At 67.3% G+C, this 17,013-nt stretch carries 17 protein-coding genes; 9 read left to right on the forward strand and 8 right to left on the reverse strand.

Translation table 11 applies throughout. The annotated features are described in order from the left end of the window. The first annotated feature begins 173 nt into the window (after positions 1–173). From ABL843_RS28155 to ABL843_RS28185, 7 genes are all read left to right on the forward strand, one after another. A complete protein-coding gene (locus ABL843_RS28155) occupies positions 174–2,468 on the forward strand; it encodes a type VI secretion system Vgr family protein (RefSeq protein WP_418118115.1) in 2,295 nt (764 codons plus the stop codon). After that, positions 2,461–3,633 (forward strand): DUF2169 family type VI secretion system accessory protein, encoded by a 1,173-nt coding sequence (locus ABL843_RS28160; protein WP_418118117.1) that lies wholly within the window; start codon positions 2,461–2,463, stop codon positions 3,631–3,633. The genes ABL843_RS28155 and ABL843_RS28160 overlap by 8 nt, the downstream gene beginning before the upstream one ends. Continuing rightward, positions 3,630–3,977 carry a PAAR-like domain-containing protein gene (locus tag ABL843_RS28165; RefSeq protein ID WP_354325294.1) on the forward strand — a complete coding sequence of 116 codons (348 nt, stop codon included), beginning with the start codon at positions 3,630–3,632 and terminating at the stop codon, positions 3,975–3,977. Before ABL843_RS28160 ends, ABL843_RS28165 begins: the two co-directional genes overlap by 4 nt. Then, positions 3,977–5,134 (forward strand): colicin D domain-containing protein, encoded by a 1,158-nt coding sequence (locus ABL843_RS28170; protein ID WP_418118118.1) that lies wholly within the window; start codon positions 3,977–3,979, stop codon positions 5,132–5,134. The genes ABL843_RS28165 and ABL843_RS28170 overlap by 1 nt, the downstream gene beginning before the upstream one ends. Continuing rightward, positions 5,131–5,373 (forward strand): hypothetical protein, encoded by a 243-nt coding sequence (locus tag ABL843_RS28175; protein ID WP_184642057.1) that lies wholly within the window; start codon positions 5,131–5,133, stop codon positions 5,371–5,373. The genes ABL843_RS28170 and ABL843_RS28175 overlap by 4 nt, the downstream gene beginning before the upstream one ends. Before the next feature lie 115 nt (positions 5,374–5,488). After that, entirely contained in the window at positions 5,489–5,689 is a 201-nt protein-coding gene (locus tag ABL843_RS28180) for a DUF4926 domain-containing protein (protein ID WP_184642058.1), read from the forward strand. A gap of 137 nt (positions 5,690–5,826) precedes the next feature. Beyond that, a complete protein-coding gene (locus ABL843_RS28185) occupies positions 5,827–6,354 on the forward strand; it encodes a hypothetical protein (protein WP_418118119.1) in 528 nt (175 codons plus the stop codon). On the opposite strand, the gene ABL843_RS28190 is transcribed toward ABL843_RS28185, so the two are convergent. From ABL843_RS28190 to ABL843_RS28210, 5 genes are all read right to left on the reverse strand, one after another. Beyond that, positions 6,299–7,084, reverse strand: coding sequence for an esterase/lipase family protein (locus ABL843_RS28190; RefSeq protein WP_418118120.1), 786 nt, complete (start codon positions 7,082–7,084; stop codon positions 6,299–6,301). The genes ABL843_RS28185 and ABL843_RS28190 overlap by 56 nt on opposite strands. An 88-nt stretch (positions 7,085–7,172) precedes the next feature. After that, positions 7,173–7,808, reverse strand: a complete 636-nt coding sequence (locus ABL843_RS28195) for a TetR/AcrR family transcriptional regulator (RefSeq protein WP_126025804.1) — start codon at positions 7,806–7,808, stop codon at positions 7,173–7,175. A gap of 26 nt (positions 7,809–7,834) precedes the next feature. Beyond that, positions 7,835–8,299, reverse strand: a complete 465-nt coding sequence (locus ABL843_RS28200; protein ID WP_418118121.1) for a phasin family protein — start codon at positions 8,297–8,299, stop codon at positions 7,835–7,837. Between the two features lie 54 nt (positions 8,300–8,353). Then, entirely contained in the window at positions 8,354–8,911 is a 558-nt protein-coding gene (locus ABL843_RS28205) for a hypothetical protein (protein WP_184642062.1), read from the reverse strand. A gap of 166 nt (positions 8,912–9,077) precedes the next feature. Next, positions 9,078–10,787: a WS/DGAT/MGAT family O-acyltransferase gene (locus ABL843_RS28210; RefSeq protein WP_418118122.1), complete on the reverse strand. Its 1,710-nt coding sequence runs from the start codon at positions 10,785–10,787 to the stop codon at positions 9,078–9,080. Positions 10,788–11,002: 215 nt separating this feature from the next. On the opposite strand from ABL843_RS28210, the gene ABL843_RS28215 reads away from it, so the two are divergent. After that, complete coding sequence (locus ABL843_RS28215; protein WP_418118123.1) at positions 11,003–13,075, forward strand: prolyl oligopeptidase family serine peptidase; 2,073 nt, start codon at positions 11,003–11,005, stop codon at positions 13,073–13,075. A 1-nt stretch (position 13,076) separates the two neighbouring features. After that, positions 13,077–13,997 (forward strand): arginase, encoded by a 921-nt coding sequence (gene rocF, locus ABL843_RS28220; protein ID WP_418118124.1) that lies wholly within the window; start codon positions 13,077–13,079, stop codon positions 13,995–13,997. A 6-nt stretch (positions 13,998–14,003) separates the two neighbouring features. Here the strand turns inward: rocF and ABL843_RS28225 are convergent, their stop codons facing one another. From ABL843_RS28225 to ABL843_RS28235, 3 genes are read right to left on the reverse strand one after another with little or no spacing between them, the layout of a single operon-like run. Beyond that, a complete protein-coding gene (locus tag ABL843_RS28225) occupies positions 14,004–14,567 on the reverse strand; it encodes a DUF805 domain-containing protein (RefSeq protein WP_126025798.1) in 564 nt (187 codons plus the stop codon). A 50-nt stretch (positions 14,568–14,617) separates the two neighbouring features. Beyond that, the gene (locus tag ABL843_RS28230; RefSeq protein WP_418118125.1) at positions 14,618–16,000 is read right to left on the reverse strand and encodes a DUF58 domain-containing protein; all 1,383 of its coding nucleotides are present in this window, start codon (positions 15,998–16,000) and stop codon (positions 14,618–14,620) included. Positions 16,001–16,011: 11 nt separating this feature from the next. Next, complete coding sequence (locus ABL843_RS28235) at positions 16,012–17,007, reverse strand: AAA family ATPase (RefSeq protein ID WP_019657549.1); 996 nt, start codon at positions 17,005–17,007, stop codon at positions 16,012–16,014. Positions 17,008–17,013 lie beyond the last annotated feature (6 nt).

The raw sequence follows: 17,013 nt of genomic DNA on the forward strand, positions 1-17,013 counted from the left end.
CCAGCGGCGCCACAAGTGACGGAAGTCATGGCTCGCCGCAATCTTGCGCACACGAACGCAAGAACGCCGGAAATGCCCGATCTGTAGCAATCTATCGTCTTACTGGTGTTTCAGGCTCGAATTGCTACGATTTGCTTCGTCAGCCAAGAACCCAAGAACTCCAGGGAGATTCCATGTCTGTCGGCGCAGCGCAGCTTGCGCGTGTCCTTACCGCTTCCTCGTCCGCCATGCCTACGCTCGGCAATGCGCCGGCGCTGGAACCCATCGCCATCGCGGGCGACGAGGGCCTGAGCAGCCTGTTTCGCTACACGCTGACGCTGGCCACGCCCGAGCAGCAGGGCTACAACGAGCGGCAGGCGGCCAACGTCGCCATCAAGCAGCTTGTGGGCGAAATGCTGGCCGCGCACATCGTGCTCGACGGCCGCCCGGGCTCCGGGCCGCAGCAGCGCCACATCTCGGGCCTGGTCACACGCGTACGCTTCCTGCGGCTGGAGAACCGGCGCGCGCTCTACGAAGCCGTGATCGAGCCCTGGCTCACGCTTGCCACGCGCACGAGCGACTACCGCATCTTCCAGAACCAGAACGTGCTGGACATCGTCAGGACGGTGCTCGGCAAGTACAGCCTGCCCTTCGAAGTCCGGGCAACGCGCAGCTATCCGCCGCGCGAGTTTCAGGTGCAGTACGGCGAGAGCGACCACGACTTCATCGCCCGACTGCTGCACGAATGGGGCCTGTACTACTACTTCGAGCACGAGGAGAGCAGCCACAGGCTGGTCATCGTGGACGAGATGGCCTCGCACCAGCCCTTCGCCCACGAGGGCTACCAGAGCATCCCCTTCCACCCTGCGGACGCGACCGTGCGCGAGGAGCACTGCGACCGCTTCAACGCCTGCGAGGAGCTGCAAAGCGGCCGCTGGGTGACGGACGACTTCGACTTCAAGCGCCCCAAGGCCGAGCTGCAGCAGATCAGCGCCATGCCGCGCAAGACCGCGCAGAACACCTGGGAGCGCTATGGCTGGCCGGGCGACTACGTCGTCGAGTCCGAAGGCGAGCAGCTGGTGCGCACGCGCATGGAGGAGACCGGCAGCCAGGGCGAGCTCGCCAGCGGCTCGGGCAACCTGCGTGCCGTGGTGCCGGGCTGCCTCATGACGCTGGAGCGGCATCCGCAGAACGAATCGAACCGGCAGTACCTGGTCACGCATGCCCATCTGCGGCTGCAGGACGTGGGCGACGCGAGTTCGCAGCAGGAGTTCGAGTGCCGCGTCGACTTCGACGTGATTCCGTCGAACAAGGTCTTCCGCGCGCCGGCGCCGCCGGTGCCCAGGCCGCGCACAACCGGGCCGCAGACCGCCATCGTCACCGGCCCCGCGGGCCGCGAGATCTGGACCGACGAGTACGGCCGCGTGAAGCTCAGCTTCCACTGGAACCGCTACTGCACGAAGGACGAGAACAGCTCGTGCTGGGTGCGCGTGTCATCGCCCTGGGCTGGCACCAACTTCGGCGGCATCCAGATCCCGCGCATCGGGCAGGAGGTGATCGTCGACTTCGAGAACGGCGACCCCGACCGGCCCATCGTGACCGGCCGCGTCTACAACGCCGACAACATGCCGCCGTGGACGCTGCCCGACAACGCCACGCAGAGCGGCCTGCTCACGCGCAGCTCCGAGGGCGGCAGCGAGGCCAATGCCAATGCCTTGCGCTTCGAGGACAAGAAGGGTGCCGAGCAGGTGTGGCTGCACGCGGAGCGCAACCAGGACATCGAGGTCGAGCACGACGAGACCCATTCAGTGGGTCGCGACCGCAGCAAGAAGGTGGGCCGCAACCAGATGGCCACCATCGGCATGGCCTACATGCACAACGTGGGGCTGGCCAAGATGGTGAACATCGGCCTGGCCTACTCCTTCAACGTCGGCATGCTGCGCAACACCGTGGTCGGCATGATGGACAACACCATGGTCGGAAAGACGCAGACCACCAACGTCGGCGAGAAGTACCTGCTGTCCGTGGGCGGCGACAAGGGCAGCCACATCGAGATGGACGGCAAGACCATCTCGCTGCGCGTGGGTGCATCGGTGCTGCAGCTCAAGGCCGACGGCTCCATCGCGGTCACGGGCAAGAAGATCAATATCACGGCGCAGGGCGACGACGTGACCGTCAACGGCGAGCACATCTGGCTCAACCCGAAGGGCGGTGGCGCAGCGCTGCAGCCGAACGCGGTGCCCACCCCGCCGCCGGCCGAGCCTCCGGGCAGCCCGCTCGCGAGCCTGGGCGCGCTGATGGGCGGCAACCCGGCCGACCTGCTGGGCAAGGCGGGGCAGCTCGCGTCGATCGCTCAGCAGGTGGCCGGAGGCGGAGGCGGTGGTGGCGGCGCGGCGAGCCAGGTGACGCAGGTGCTGGGCACCGTCTCCACGGCCGTCTCCGCAGGTGTCGGGAAGATGGCGGCGGACGAGGGCGGCACCCGTGGCTGAGCCCGCGCCGCCCATACCCGCGCCGCGCCTCACGCAGCTGCGCAACGCGACGCCCTTTCCGCACTTCCAGTTCGACAAGATGGGCAAGGGCCGGCGCTTCCACGACGTGGTGGTGGTGTGCGCGAGCTTCGTTCTCGCGCCCGGGCGCCTGGAGCCGGCAGCGTTCCACCGCGGACCGGTCTTCGCCGACGAGCCTTGGGACGCCGACCATGCCACGCTGTCGAGCCTGCGCGCCGCCACCGACGTGCTGCTGCGCAAGCCCGGTGCCGACATCTACGTGACGGGCACCGCGCACGCCCTCGGCTGGACGCCGTCGAGCGAGTGGCATGCGCAGCTGCTGGTGCGCCGGCAGGAGGAAACGCTGCTGCACAAGGCGCTGCGCCTGACGGGTCCGCGGCACTGGAGCTGGCACGAGGACACCGCACAGCGCGGCCTGTCCGATCCGCAACCCACGCTCGCCGTGCCTCTGCGCTATGAACTCGCCTACGGCGGATGGGGCTTCGACCAGGGAGACGATGAAGCAGCCCAGCCTCGCACGCACGCAGCCAATCCCTGCGGCACCGGATGGTTCGGCAGCGCAGCCCGCGAAGACCACCCCGGAGCGCGCCATGCCGCCGGACTGCCGTTCTTCGGACCGCAGATCGAATACGCCGGCGCACCGCTGCAGCACGCCAACCAGGAGGACGCGCAGCCCGCCGGCTTCGGCCCCATCGCGCGCTTCTGGCAGCCGCGTTTGGCGCTGGCCGGCACCTACGACGACGCCTGGCTCCAGCGTCATGCCGGACAGCCGTACATGGACTACGCCGACGATTTCGACGAGCGCTTTTTCCAGTACGCGCCCGCCGACCAGGTCGTGGCCGGCGGCCTGCGAGGCGACGAGTCGGTGCGCATGAGCGGCTTCTTCGCCTCCGCGCCGCATATCGAGTTCCAGCTGCCGCAGCTGTGGATCGAGGCGCTGTGCAGGGACGGCGATGGCACGGAGCGCAGCGAAGCAATGCGGCTCGACACGGTGCACGTCGACCTCGACGAGATGCTCGTGCACCTGACCTGGCGGCTCACGCTGGACCAGGCGCTCGATACGGTAGCGGTCGACCTCTTCCACCGGCAGCTTGCCGAAGTCATCGCAACCGATGGCAATGCCCGCCAGGAAGAGGTGTCGGCATGAGCACCGAAAAACACATCGCCGACGCCGAGTCGGGCTTCATGGTGGTCAACGTCGTGCCCGACTTCTGCATCGTCGGCAAGCAGGTCGTTCCCTTCGATATCGTGTCGATCCTCCCTCCGGAGAAGGCCGCCTACTCGCACACAGTGTTCGCGCGCAGCGAAAAGGTGCTCATGGTCGACAGCATCGTCAAGGGCGTGGCAGGCAATGCGGGCAGTGGCGTGCGCTCGGGCGTCTCGCTCGGCGCGGGCAACGTGAAGATCATCTCGGGCTCGCAGACGGTCTTCGTCGAAAGCCGTGCCGTTGCCCGCCATGGCGATCTTTGCGAGATGAACGGATCGGCCTGATGAGTTCGACCCCCGACGACAAGAAGACGCTGGGACAGGTGCTGTCCACCTCCTCTTCGTCTTCGTCCCCCTTTTCGACCCCGGCCTTCAACAGCAACGGCACCCTCGGCAGGGTGCTGACCTTCGAGGTGCCCAAGGGGCCGATGCTGCGGCGCCGACCCGGCATCTGCAGCGAGCGGTACGAACGGGAAAAGGCGGAGTTCGAAAAGATTCCGTGGTACGAGCGGATGTGGATCGGCACCGGCCGCGACGCGCGCCTGGAGCCGACCGACGCACTGCAATCGGCCAAGACGTTCCAGCGGGCATGCGAACAGATGCCCGACGAGATCCCGAAGTCGGCACTGGACGAGAAGCTCCAGCAATTGAACGACCACTACAGCGGCAAGAATCCCCTGCCGCCCGAACAGTCTCTGGAGCTGAAAAGAAGGACATCCTTCTTGCAGGACGTCTATACGCCGGGGCCGCGCTGGGAGAACAGCATTTCCGGCGCCGAGAGTGCCTGGCTGAGCGAGCAGAACCTGCGCTTCGGCAATACGCTGGGCATTGCCCTGCTGGGGCCGATCTTCGGTGCGCCTGGTGCAGCAACACGTGTACTCGGAGGAAGCGAGGAGCAGGTGGCAGCGGCCAATCAGGTCGGCGCGGCCGCATTCGATGCGGCCGCTGCGCACGTGGGGCTTGGGGGCGGAAAGCGTGGTTCCGAGCCTCTGCCAAGACCCGGGGAAAGCGCTCGCGGCGCTCCCCTCGAACCAGTAGGCCGGCCCGTCGGAGGAAAGTCTTCGACGCAGAGTCCGCCACCAGAGCCCCCTGCGCAGGGCACTGTTGTTCGACGCCTTCCTCCCCCGGCACCGCCGCCCAGGCCCACGGTTCAATACGACAAGAAGCAGCTACAAGCCAAATACAAACATGCCAGAGACTTCGGCGTGAACGATCCTTGGGGCAAGAATGCTGCCGCAAACTATCAGTCGGCCCTCGATGCACACGTGCAGGGTCCGGGCACGCAGATGATCAGCGGAACGTATCGTGGCGATCCTGTCATCCACTACCTCAACCCCTCCACGGGCTTGAACGTCATGACAGATACTTCGCACAACTTTCTTTCCGGATGGCGGCTCAATCCGGCCCAGATCACCAACGTCCAAACAAGAGGCAGCCTGTGACGAACGACAAGTACGACTTCGACAAGGAAGTAAACATCACCCTGTCGCAAGCCAAGATGGCCATCCTGATGGAGATTTGCACCAAGATTGCCCGGTTCGGGCTCGCCCCGGAAGAGGAGCACGTCCTGAGGGAGATCGAATCTGCAGCCGAGTCGGAGATCGACTTCATCTTCGACCCGGACTACAAGTCGATGATGGAAAGTATCAGGAGCAAGCTCCGAGCCGAGCTAGACCTTTAGAGCTCGGACATCGGCCGCGCTGGGCCGAGTGGCAGCGGCATAGTTCGGACCGGATGGATTTTGAAGACGGGTTCGGATGTTCCCGAACTCGCAACCCTGTTCGTAAAGTAACGCCATGAAGTTCCGTATCAACGAGTCAATTCGATTGACCGCGCCGATCCACTCGGCATTGCTGGAAGCTGGCGCGATCGGCTTGATCGTCGAGATTTTTCTCGAACCTGAAGAAACATACGAAATCGAGTTCTCCGATGAACGCGGTGCGACCACCCACCAGCTGCTGCTTCATCCTCATGAAATCCAGCGCCTCGAATCCTGATGTGATTTTGCAATGACCTGATCAAAATCGGTCGCACGCTATTCCACCGGTCATGCCGCACAAAACGTCCACGGCCCATGGCTAACGCGGACTCGCTCGGATGCAAACAGGGCCTTGAGTATCTGGAGACTTGGACAATGATCTGGTTTGACGCTGCGCTGGAACAGGATGTTGGCGCAGAACCCCTGCGCCGCGGTCTGTCGACCCTCCTTGAGGTCAATTGCGACGCCGTGAAGGTGGTGCACGACATCACCGAGATGAGAAGTGATGATCCTGCTACGTGCCTGGTCGATTCGCGATCAGGAGAAGCGTTCTCCCAGATCATTTCTATCTATCTGACGATCCCCATCCCCGAGCGCGGCATTCTGGATGGTGCCAGTCGTCTGGCGAAACTGCTTCAGGTCCGACTGCTGCTGGCCGATGACGAGAGCCAGGATCCGTACGCGTTCATCCTCGTGTCAACGGCAGGATCGATGACCAAGGTTGAAGTGGATGCAGAGGAACTGGATTTGAACAACCGCTACGCCCAATGGCAATTCAGCCAGCACGTGACAGCGCAGTCATTGGCCGCACGTCCCGAACCTGACAAGAGCCACCAGCCAGGTCTTGTCAGGCGTCCCGATCCGGATCCGGATAAACCAGCGGCCCCAGCACCCCGCGATTGAACGGCTTCCACTGCCCCTCCGGCTGCGCCAGCCGGTCCGCCACCGCATAGAGCACCGCCGGGTGCGCGCCCAGCCCCAGGTGGCTGGCGATGACTTCGATGTTCTCCGACCGCGGGCCGGTCTTCTCGATGCTGCAGCGCCATGCGACGACGCCGTCGGTGCGGCTGAAGATCGAGGTGGTGGGCACGGGCGGCGTGGGCTGCACGAACTTCATGCGGCGCGGGTCGTGCGAACTCTGGCCGCTCACGCCTTCGTACACGCGCCATGCGTTGGTGGCGCGCGGGCTGCCCGAGAAGGGGCTGCCCAGGGTGATGACGTCGCGGATCATGTGCGAGTAGGACGAGGCCAGCATGCGTGCATACACGCCGCCGAGGCTCCAGCCGATGATGCTGACCTTCTGGCCGCTCTCACCGTGCAGCTTCTTCAGCAGCTCGACCATGCCCTGCTCCACGCCGTCGCGCGGGCCGAAGTTGCGTCCCTGGCCCCATCCGTGGGCGTCGTAGCCGCGGCTGCACAGGTAGCGGCGCAGCAGCAGCGTGGAGCCGTCGCCGGCCACCAGGCCCGGCAGCACCAGCACCGGGTGCCCGTCGCCGCGCGGCGTGAGCTGCAGCAGCGGCCACATGGCGAGGCCCGCCCCGGTCTCCCACAGCGCGCGGCCCTCGGCCAGCAGCAGCAGGCGCGACGGCGGGGTGAGGTCTTCCTTGGCGTAGGTGGCGGTAGCGCTGGTCATGATGGATGGCTCCTTTGTGGTTCTTGTATCTGCTTCAGAACGAAGGTGAGGTCGGCAAAGCGAATGCCCCGTCGGACGGCAGCGACATTTATCCGAGGTATTTGGCCCTCAGGTAATCGAGGTAAGCCCTCGATTCGCCGGAAACATACGGGGAAACCAGCGTAAGCGTGTAGAAGGCCGCAAGGCCCGGGTCGGCCTGCGCCAGCGCCTCACGCCCAGGCACCAGCCGCTCGAACGAGAGCCAGCAGGTGGTGGTGAAGACCATCTGCAGCGCCAGGATGCGGGCCTGCTCGGCACTGGTCTCGATGACGCCCGAGGCCACGAGGCTCTCGCACAGCGTCTGCGCGGCCAGCAGGTTCTGCGCGGTGAGGGCCTGCGCGCGCTGGCCCAGGGCCGGGTATTCGCTGGCCAGGAAGGCCATGTCGCGGTAGATGAAGCGGTATTCGTCGATGGCCTCGAAGCGCAGGTGCAGCGCGAGCCAGAGGTCGTCGATGGCCGCGATGGAGGCCGACGAGCCGTTCAAGGCCTCCAGCCGCTGCTCGAAGCGCCGGAACAGCCATTCGACGATGAGCTGCTTGGCCTTGAAGTGGTAGTGCAGGTTGCCCGGGCTGATGCCCAACTCGGCCGCGATCTTGTGGGTCGACACGGCCGCGAGGCCTTGCGCATTGAAGAGCGCCAGGCTGGCCTGCAGGATGCGGTCGCGCGTGGTGTTGGAGCTGGCCACAGGCGGCTTGCTGCGTTGCCTGCCGTTCAGCGCTTGCCGCGCCCGCGGGATGTGCCTGCGCCCGCGCCCGTGCCGGTGCCGGCTTCGAGCTGCGCCACGCGCTCGCGCAGCCTGGCCACCTCGTCGCGCAGGGCCCGCACCTCGGCCGCGTCGGGCATGCCCAGGCGTTGCATGGCGGTGGCGACGCGCTGGTCGAACACGTCCTCGAACTTGCGGATGCCGAAGCTGTCGAGGCCCAGGCTCGGCACCTTGCCCTGGCCGATGCCGAGCAGGCCTTCGATCACGTTGGCCTGGCGCTTGGCGACGTCGTTGCGCACGTTGTCCAGCGCCTTGAGGCCGGCGCGCAGCAGGCCCTCGGCCTTGCTGCCCGTCTGCTCCGCCGCCTTCTTCGCGGCGGGGGCCTTCTTCTTCGCGGCCGGTGCCTTCCTGGCCGCCTTCGCGGGCGCCGCCCTCTTCTTCAACCTTGCAGTTTCGTCGGGACGGTTGGCCATTCGGTGCTCCAGATGCCGGAAGAAAAATGAAAAGGGGCGCCAGGCGCCCCAGGATCAGGCCGCCTTGCGGGCAGCAGCGCGGCGAACCGGCTTCTTGGCGGCGGCGGCCTTGGCCTTCACCGTGCGGACCGGCCTGGCGGCTTCTTCGGCGCCGTTCACGCGGGCTTCGATCTGCCTGGTGCCGGCGGCGATGCGGTCGGCGATCTGCACCGAGACGGTGGCCAGCGGCTGGTTCAGCGCGCCGAGGGCGTTGATCACCGAGGTGGCGACCGGCGATTCGACGCGGGCCACGCGGCCGGCGACGGCTTCGATGCCGCTGGTGGTGCCGGCGGCGACGCGGTCCATCACCGAGACGATGCGGCCGGTGTCGATATCCACGCGGTTGGCCAGGAAGCCATTTATCTTCTCCTGCGCGCCGATCAGGTTGGCCTTGACCTGCTCGCTCACCAGCGGAAGCTGGCGGCTGCCGAGGAATTCGCTGTAGCGCGAAGCGGCGCCGCCCAGCAGGCGGTGCACGCCGGCGCGATAGGCGCCGACCAGGGTCTTGCCCGCGTCGTTGTACTGGCCGACGACGTGGACGGCAGCGGAGGCGATGGAGGTTTGCGTGGACATGATGAAGATTTCCTTGAAGTTGATGGGCTTCGCGAAGGAAACAGAGGGACTGGATCAGTCGCGATGGGCCTATCTTCTTCCAGGGAGCCTAGGCCTGGAAAACTAGAACAGTCGGAAAACTAGTCCAACTGCCCCAATTTTCTTTCCGGGCCTGCCCTTGTGCCGGTCAGGCCGCGGCGGCCCTGGGCGCGGAGCCCGAAGAACGCTTGGCCGGGGCGGCCTTGCGGGCCGGAGCCTTGGGCGCGGCCTTCTTGGCAGGGGCCTTGACCGGTGGCTTGGCGGCCGCCTTGGCAGCCGCTTTCACGGGTGCCTTCTTCGCCGCGACCTTGACCAGGGCCCTCTTGCGAGCGGCTGGCTTCTTCTTTGCGGCGGCAACGGGCATGGCTTCGGCCTCGTCGTCCGAGGGCTCCGCCACCGTCTTCGGCGGCACCGGAGCGGGCGCGGCGCCGGCTGCGGCCGGGTGCTTCTGCGTGAGCTCCATCAGCAGCTTGTGCTCGGCCAGCATGTAGTCGCCGATCTCCGTGATGTCGGGCACGGCGCGGCGGCAGGCGATCAGGCCGTAGTCCATGCGGCCGTTGTAGCTCTGCACCGTGACGTTGAGGGCCGTGCCGTGGCTGGCGATGGACACCGGGTAGTAGCAGGTGACCAGCGCGCCCGCGAAGTACATCGGGAAGGGCGCGCCCGCCACGTTGGAGATGGCGACGTTGGCCGCCGGCGGCAGCAGGTTGACGATGCCCGAGCGCCCCACCATCGACGCGATGCCCGACACCAGCCAGGGCGCGGCGAAGGTCGGAAAGTCGTCGAGGATCACCGCCTTGAAGCGGTTCATGGTCGACTTGGAGCTGGTCGACGAGGCGTTGATGGCCTTCAGCCGCTGGATCGGGTCGGTGATGTCGCTGGCCAGGCTCACCAGGATCATGCTGGCCTGGTTGTTCGCCGTGTCGTCGCCCGCCTCGCGCAGGCTCACCGGCACGCCGGCCACCAGGGGCTTGGCCGGCAGCTCGTTGTTGTCGGCCAGGTAGTGGCGCAGCGCGCCCGACACGGTGGCCAGCACCACGTCGTTGAGCGACACGCCGAAGTGCTTGGCGATGTACTTGGTCTCGGCCAGCGAGATGGTGCGCCCGGCGAAGGTGCGCTGGTTGGTGATCGACACGTTGAGCGAGGTGCGCGGCGCGAAGAGATTGAACTTCTTCGGCGCGGCGGCCGCATCCTTCTCGGCCGCCTTCTCGTCGGGCTTCGCAAGCCCGCTGATGGCCCGCGCGATGGCGGGCGCCATCTTGAAGAGCTTCACGTACTGCTGCGCGGTGTTGCGCAGCGCCGCGGTAGCGAGTTCGGCCATGCCCAGCTGGTAGTTGTTGCCGCGCGGGCGCGAGCGCGGCGGCTTCACCACCCGGCCCGTGGCCTCGAGGTCGAAGATGGCCTTGCCCACTTCCACGCCGGCCTGCCCGTCGATGCCCGCGTGGTGCACCTTGGTGTAGAGCGCCACCTGGCCGCTCTTGAGGCCGTCGATGATGTAGAACTCCCACATCGGGCGGCTGCGGTCGATGAGCGACGAATGCAGCCGCGCCACGTACTGCTGCAACTGCCGGTTGGTTCCGGGCTTGGGCAGCGTGATGTGACGCACGTGGTAGTCGAGGTCGATGTCGTTGTCTTCCACCCAGACCGGATTGGTCATGTCGAAGGGCATCAGCGCGAGCTTGCGCGTGAACACGTCGGCCAGGTGGATGCGGCTGGCCATGAACTTCTTGGCGTCCTCGTAGAAGTCGCCCGTGTAGCCCTTGGGCAGGTCGAGCACGTTGAGCGAACCCACGTGCATCGGCATTTCCGGCGTTTCCAGGTGCAGGAAGGTGGCATCAAGACCGCTCAGGTGTTTCATGTGTAGTGTCTCCTTGGTGGGGCATGAGCCGCTTGGCAGGATACCGTGCGCATCGCGTTCCCGGGCCCTCGCTTATTCAGTGTTTCCACCGAGGGCAGGCACCGGCGCGACAGGGGTTTGCCCCAGTAATTCCAAAGTACGGATACTGAAAAAGGCACCGCAACAACTGCTCACAAGACGCGGTGTCTTTCACGGCGCCTCCGTACACTGGGGCCATGACATCCAGCCTCCCCCCGCAGCAGCATCAGCAACAGGACGAAGACGAGAACCTCTGGCTAGAGGACATCGATGGCGAGAAGCAACTGGCCTGGGCGCGTGCCCAGAACGCCATCACGGTTCAGGCCTACGCGCAGTCGCCCGCGTTCGAGGCGCTCCAGCAGGGCATCCTCGAGGTGCTCGACTCCGACGAGCGCATTCCGATGGTCCGCAAGATCGGCCCGCGCTTCTTCTACAACTTCTGGCGCGACAAGGAAAATCCGAAGGGCATCTGGCGCCGCACCACGCTCGACGAGTACCGCAAGCCCCGGCCCGAATGGGAGACCGTGCTCGACATCGACGCGCTGGCAGCGGCCGACGGCGAGAACTGGGTCTGGCACGGCGCCGACTGCCTGGAGCCCGAGTACAGGCGCTGCCTGATCTCGCTGTCGCGCGGCGGCGCCGACGCCGACGTGGTGCGCGAGTTCGACCTGGAGGCCAAGCAGTTCGTCGAAGGCGGCTTCTCGCTTCCGGAGGCCAAGAACCATGTCGGCTGGAAAGACATCGACCACCTCTACGTGGCCACCGACTTCGGCCCCGGCTCGATGACCAGCTCCAGCTACCCGCGCATCGTGAAGGAGTGGCGGCGCGGCACGCCGCTCGAAGGCGCGGTGACGGTGTACGAAGGCCTGCACGAGGACATGTCCGTCAGCGCCTGGCGCGACAACACGCCCGGCTTCGAGCGCGACTTCGTCTCGCGCCAGATGGACTTCTACGAAAGCGAGACCTGGCTGCGCGGCGCCGACGGCAAGCTGGTGAAGATCGACGTGCCCGACGATTCCAACTCCGACATCACGCGCGAGTGGATGCTCGTCGAGCCGCGAGAAGACTGGACCGTGGGCGGCGCCACCTACAGGTCGGGCTCGCTGCTGGCCGCGAAGTTCGACGACTACATGGCCGGGCGGCGCGAGCTCACGGTGCTGTTCGAGCCCGACGACACCACCGCGCTCGACGACTATTCGTGGACGCGCAACCATCTGGTCCTCAACGTGATGCACGACGTGGTGAACCAGCTCGAGGTGCTCACGCCGCCCGCGGACGGCAAGGGCCCGTGGAAGCGCGAGAGACTGGGCGGCGCGCCCGCGCTCTCGACCATCGCGGCGGGCGGCATCGACGAGGACGAGAACGACGACTACTTCCTCACCGTGAGCGGCTTCCTGCAGCCGACCACGCTCTACATCGGCACCATCGGGCAGGGAGAGCCGCAGGTGATCAAGGACAGCCCCTCCTTCTTCGACGCCTCGCGCCATCGCGTAAGCCAGCACTTCGCCACCTCGAAGGACGGCACGCGCGTGCCCTACTTCGAGATCGCGCCGAAGGACCTGAAGGCCGACGGCACCAACCCCACGCTGCAGTACGCCTACGGCGGCTTCGAGATTCCGCTGCAGCCCGCCTACAGCGGCAGCATCGGCCGCGCATGGCTGGACCAGGGCGGCGTGTACGTCGTCGCCAACATCCGCGGCGGCGGCGAGTACGGCCCGCGCTGGCACCAGGCCGCGCTGCAGGAGAACCGGCTGCGCACCTGCGAGGACTTCGCGGCCGTCTCCGAAGACCTCATCGCCCGCGGGATCACCTCGCCCGCGCACCTGGGCGCCATGGGCGGCAGCAACGGCGGCCTGCTGATGGGCAACATGCTCACGCTGTACCCGCACCTGTACGACGCCATCGTGAGCGAGGTGGCGCTGCTGGACATGCGCCGCTACACGCACCTGTCGGCGGGCGCCTCATGGATCGCGGAGTACGGCGACCCCGACCAGCCCGAGGAGTGGGAGTTCATCCGCACCTTCTCGCCCTACGAGAACGCGAAGCCAGGGCTGGCCTGTCCGCCGGTGCTCTTCACCACGTCCACGCGCGACGACCGCGTGGGCCCGGTGCATGCACGCAAGATGCACGCGAGGATGAAGGCGCTGGGCTACGACAGCAGCTTCTACGAGAACCTGGAAGGCGGCCACAGCGCGGCCACGGACAACAAGGAGTCCGCCTTCATGGACGCGCTGGGCTACGCCTACCTGTGGCGACACCTGAGGAATTGAAATGAGCAATGCCAACGTCACCCTCGAACTGATCGGCGCGCCCACCGACGTAGGCGCCAGCGTGCGCGGCGCGGGCATGGGCCCCGACGCGCTGCGCGTGGCGGGCCTGCCCGAGGCGCTCGCGCGGCAGGGCTATGCGGTCGTCGACCGCGGCAACCTCGCGGGGCCGGCCACGCCCTGGACGCAGCCGCCGAGCGGGCTGCGGCATCTCGACGAGGTGATCGCCTGGAACCGCTCGGTCTACCAGGCCATCGACACGGCGCTGGGCGCCGGCCACGTGCCGCTGATGATGGGCGGCGACCACTGCCTGGCCATCGGCTCGATCAGCGCGGTGGCATGGCATGCGCGCAAGCGCGGCAAAAAGCTGCGCGTGCTGTGGCTCGATGCGCATTCCGACGTCAACACCGAGACCACCAGCCCCAGCGGCAACCTGCACGGCATGCCGGTGTCATGCCTGCTGGGCCACGGGCCGGCGGTGCTCACGGGCTGGAGCGGCGAGCGCGCGGCGCTGCAGCACGACGCGATCCGTTTCATCGGCATCCGCAGCGTGGACGGCGACGAGAAGGAAGCCATCCGCACGCTGGGCCTGAACGTGTTCGACATGCGCCACATCGACGAGCACGGCATGCGCACCACCATGACCGAGGCGCTGCAGGACGTCGACGAGGACACCCACCTGCACGTGAGCTTCGACCTCGACTGCCTCGACCCCGCCGACGCGCCCGGCGTGGGCACCGGCGTGCGCGGCGGGCCCACCTACCGCGAGATGCAGCTGTGCATGGAAATGATCGCCGACACCGGGCGGCTCGGTTCGCTCGACGTGGTGGAGCTGAACCCGGCGCTCGACGTGCGCAACCAGACGGCCGAGGTGGCCGTGGAGCTCATCGAGAGCCTGTTCGGCAAGTCGACGCTGGTGAGGTAGAAAAGCTCAGGGCCGCTCGACCTGCGCCGCCTTGGCGCGCGTGGTGTAGCCCTGGTAGGCCGGCAGCGCGACGGCAGCGAGGATGCCGAGCACCGTGATCACCGGCAGCAGCCATGCGCCGATCAGCACGCCGATGCCGTTGGGCGGCGGCGGCGCGCCGAAGCGGTTGCGGCCCTTGGTGCCCGACTTGAAGACCCAGATCAGGGCGACGAACGGAATCAGCGCCAGGAACAGCATCCAGCCCGACCAGTCCATGTCGTGCGAGCGCTGGATGCCGGTCAGCACGTAGAAGACCAGGTACGGAATCGCCAGCAGGAAGGTCAGCCCGCCGATCACGCCCTCGGAGCGCGCGAGGCCGGTGAAGCCGAGGATGCCGCCCATCACCGCGGCTGCGATGATGAAGATGATGTACGAAAAAAGCGTGTACGCCAGGAAGCGTGCCCGGCCGATGCGGCCCTTGGCGGACCACAGCTTCACGGGCTGCACGGCATCGGAGCCGCCCTCGTACACGTCGGCCACCGTGGAGCGGGGCGCGGCGTACGGATTGGGATTGGTGAAATCGGTCGTCATGTGCTTCTCTCTCCTCTGATTTATGAAGAACCCATTGTGGGCAAAGACCTTTACAAAAGGCCAGCCCTTTTGACCGCGTGGTAACGATTCACCAGCGCCACCGCAAGGTCGGCCGGCTCCACGTCGACCGACAGCGGGTCGTTGCCCACAACGCGCGCGAAGGCGTCGCGGCGCGACTGCTCGAACAGGTGCGCCGCCGCCACGTCGACCGCGTCGCGCGCATGCACCAGCGGCTGGCTGGCGATGCGGCCGAGCACGCGCTCGCGCAGGCTCGCGACCAGCACGAGATGCTTGCGGCGCAGCAGCTTGATGGCGGGGCGCAGTTCGGCCGCGTCCTCGTCGCGGAAGTTGGTGAGCACTATGACCAGCGCGCGCCGCTTCTGCACGCGCAGCAGCTCCTGCGCGGCCAGCAGGTAGTCGGAATGGGTGGCGCCGGGCTGGATGTCGTGCAGCCGGTTCATCAGCGCGTTGAGCGTGGCGCTGCCCTTGCGCGGGGCGAAGTCGCGGCGCTCTTCGGGCGGGCAGCCGAAAGTCATGGCGCCGACTTCGTCGCCCTCCTTCAGCGCGACGTAGCTCAGCAGCATCAGCGCGTTGAGGGCTTCGTCGAAGTGGCTGTTGCTGCTGCTGTTGCTATCGGCCTGCTGCGCCGGCGCGCCTTCGTCGGCGCGCATGCGACGGCCGCAGTCGAGCAGGAACAGCACGCACTGGTCGCGGTCGTCCTGGAACTCGCGCACGATGGGCCGGCGCTGGCGCTGCGTGGCCTTCCAGTCGATGTGGCGCAGCGAGTCGCCGGTCTTGTAGTCGGCCAGCTGCCGGAAGTCGGTGCCCAGCCCGCGCTGCGCATAGGTCTTGATGCCGATCTGCGCCAGCCGCCGGTCGCCCGAGAGCCACGCATAGCGCGCGAGCGCGGCGAAGTTCGGGTACACGCGCAGCCGGCGCGGCTCGCCGAGCGTCTGCCGCACTTCGAAGCAGCCGAGGCGGGTACGCCAGCGCAGCTGGGTGGCGCCGAACTGCGCCACGCCGCGCTGCGTGGCGGTGGCCGTGTAGCGGATCGCGACGCGCGAGACCGCCGGCACCGCGTGCTCCTGCGGCAGGCCCTCGAAGGCGAAGTGCGTGTCGAGCTCGTCGAACACCGACACCCGCCAGGCCTGCGCGCCTTCGTTCACCAGCGTGAGGGTGAGCACCGTGGGCACGCCCAGCGAGAACGCGCCCGGCAGGTTGCGCTCGATGCGCAGCGGCGCGGCGCGCCAAAGCCGCAGGCTCTGCCAGAGATCGGCGCCCGCCAGCACGAAGCCGAGCGCCAGCAGCACGCCCGCCACGACGGCGACGTAGTCCACCGGCACGCCCAGCAGCAGCGCCACCGTGGCGGCGACACCGAGGCCGGCCAGCGCCAGCACGGGCGCGCGCGCGGGGATCGGAATGGCAGCTCGCATCCGCGCTGGGCTTACAGCCTTGGAGCTTCCACGCTGTCTCGCGCGGCACGCAGCAGCGTGTCGACGCTCAGGCCTTCGAGCTGCGCATCGGGCGAGATCATCACGCGGTGCCGCAGCGCCGGCAGCGCCTGGCGCGCCACGTCGTCAGGCGTGATGAAGTCGCGCCCGGCCATCAGCGCGGCGGCGCGGGCGGCGCGCACCAGCGCCATGGTGCCGCGCGGGCCGGCACCCGACGAAAGCCCCGGCCAGTCGCGCGTGGCGCGCGCGATGCGCACCGCGTAGTCGATCACGCGCTCGTCGGCCTGCACCAGGCAGGCCAGCCGCTGCAGCTCGAGCACCTGCGCCTCGTCGAGGCAGGGGCGCACGGCTTCCAGCGGAAACTGGTTGCCCGCGCGCTGCCGCGTGGTGAGCTGCACGATGGCGTTCTCTTCGCTGTGGCTCGGAAAGCCGATGTCGATCTTCAGCAGGAAGCGGTCGAGCTGCGCTTCCGGCAGCGGATAGGTGCCCTCGGTGTCGATCGGGTTCTGCGTGGCCATCACCATGAAAGGGCGCGGCAGCGCCATGGCCTTGCCTTCGAGCGTGACCTGGTACTCCTGCATGACTTCGAGCAATGCGCTCTGGGTCTTGGCCGGGGCGCGGTTGATTTCGTCCGCCAGCAGCAGGTTGGTGAACACCGGGCCCTGGTGCACGCGCAGGGTGCCGAGGCTGCCGTCGCCGCGCGATGCGATGTCGAGCACCGCGTGGCCGGTGACGTCGGAGGGCATCAGGTCGGGCGTGAACTGCACGCGCGAGTAGCGCAGCGTCATGGCCTGCGCGAGCGCCCGCGCGAGCAGGGTCTTGCCCAGCCCCGGCACGCCCTCGATCAGCACGTGGCCCGAGGCCACCAGCGCGACCAGCGTCTGGTCGACCGCCTCGAGCTGGCCGACCACGGCCTGGCCGACCTCGGCGCGCAGAGTCTGCAGCCATTGGGCCGCACGCGTCAGTTCTTCGGGTTGGATGGCTTGCATGGGCGT

Source organism: Variovorax sp. 350MFTsu5.1 (assembly GCF_048302515.1).
Taxonomy (GTDB): Bacteria; Pseudomonadota; Gammaproteobacteria; order Burkholderiales; family Burkholderiaceae_C; genus Variovorax; species Variovorax guangxiensis.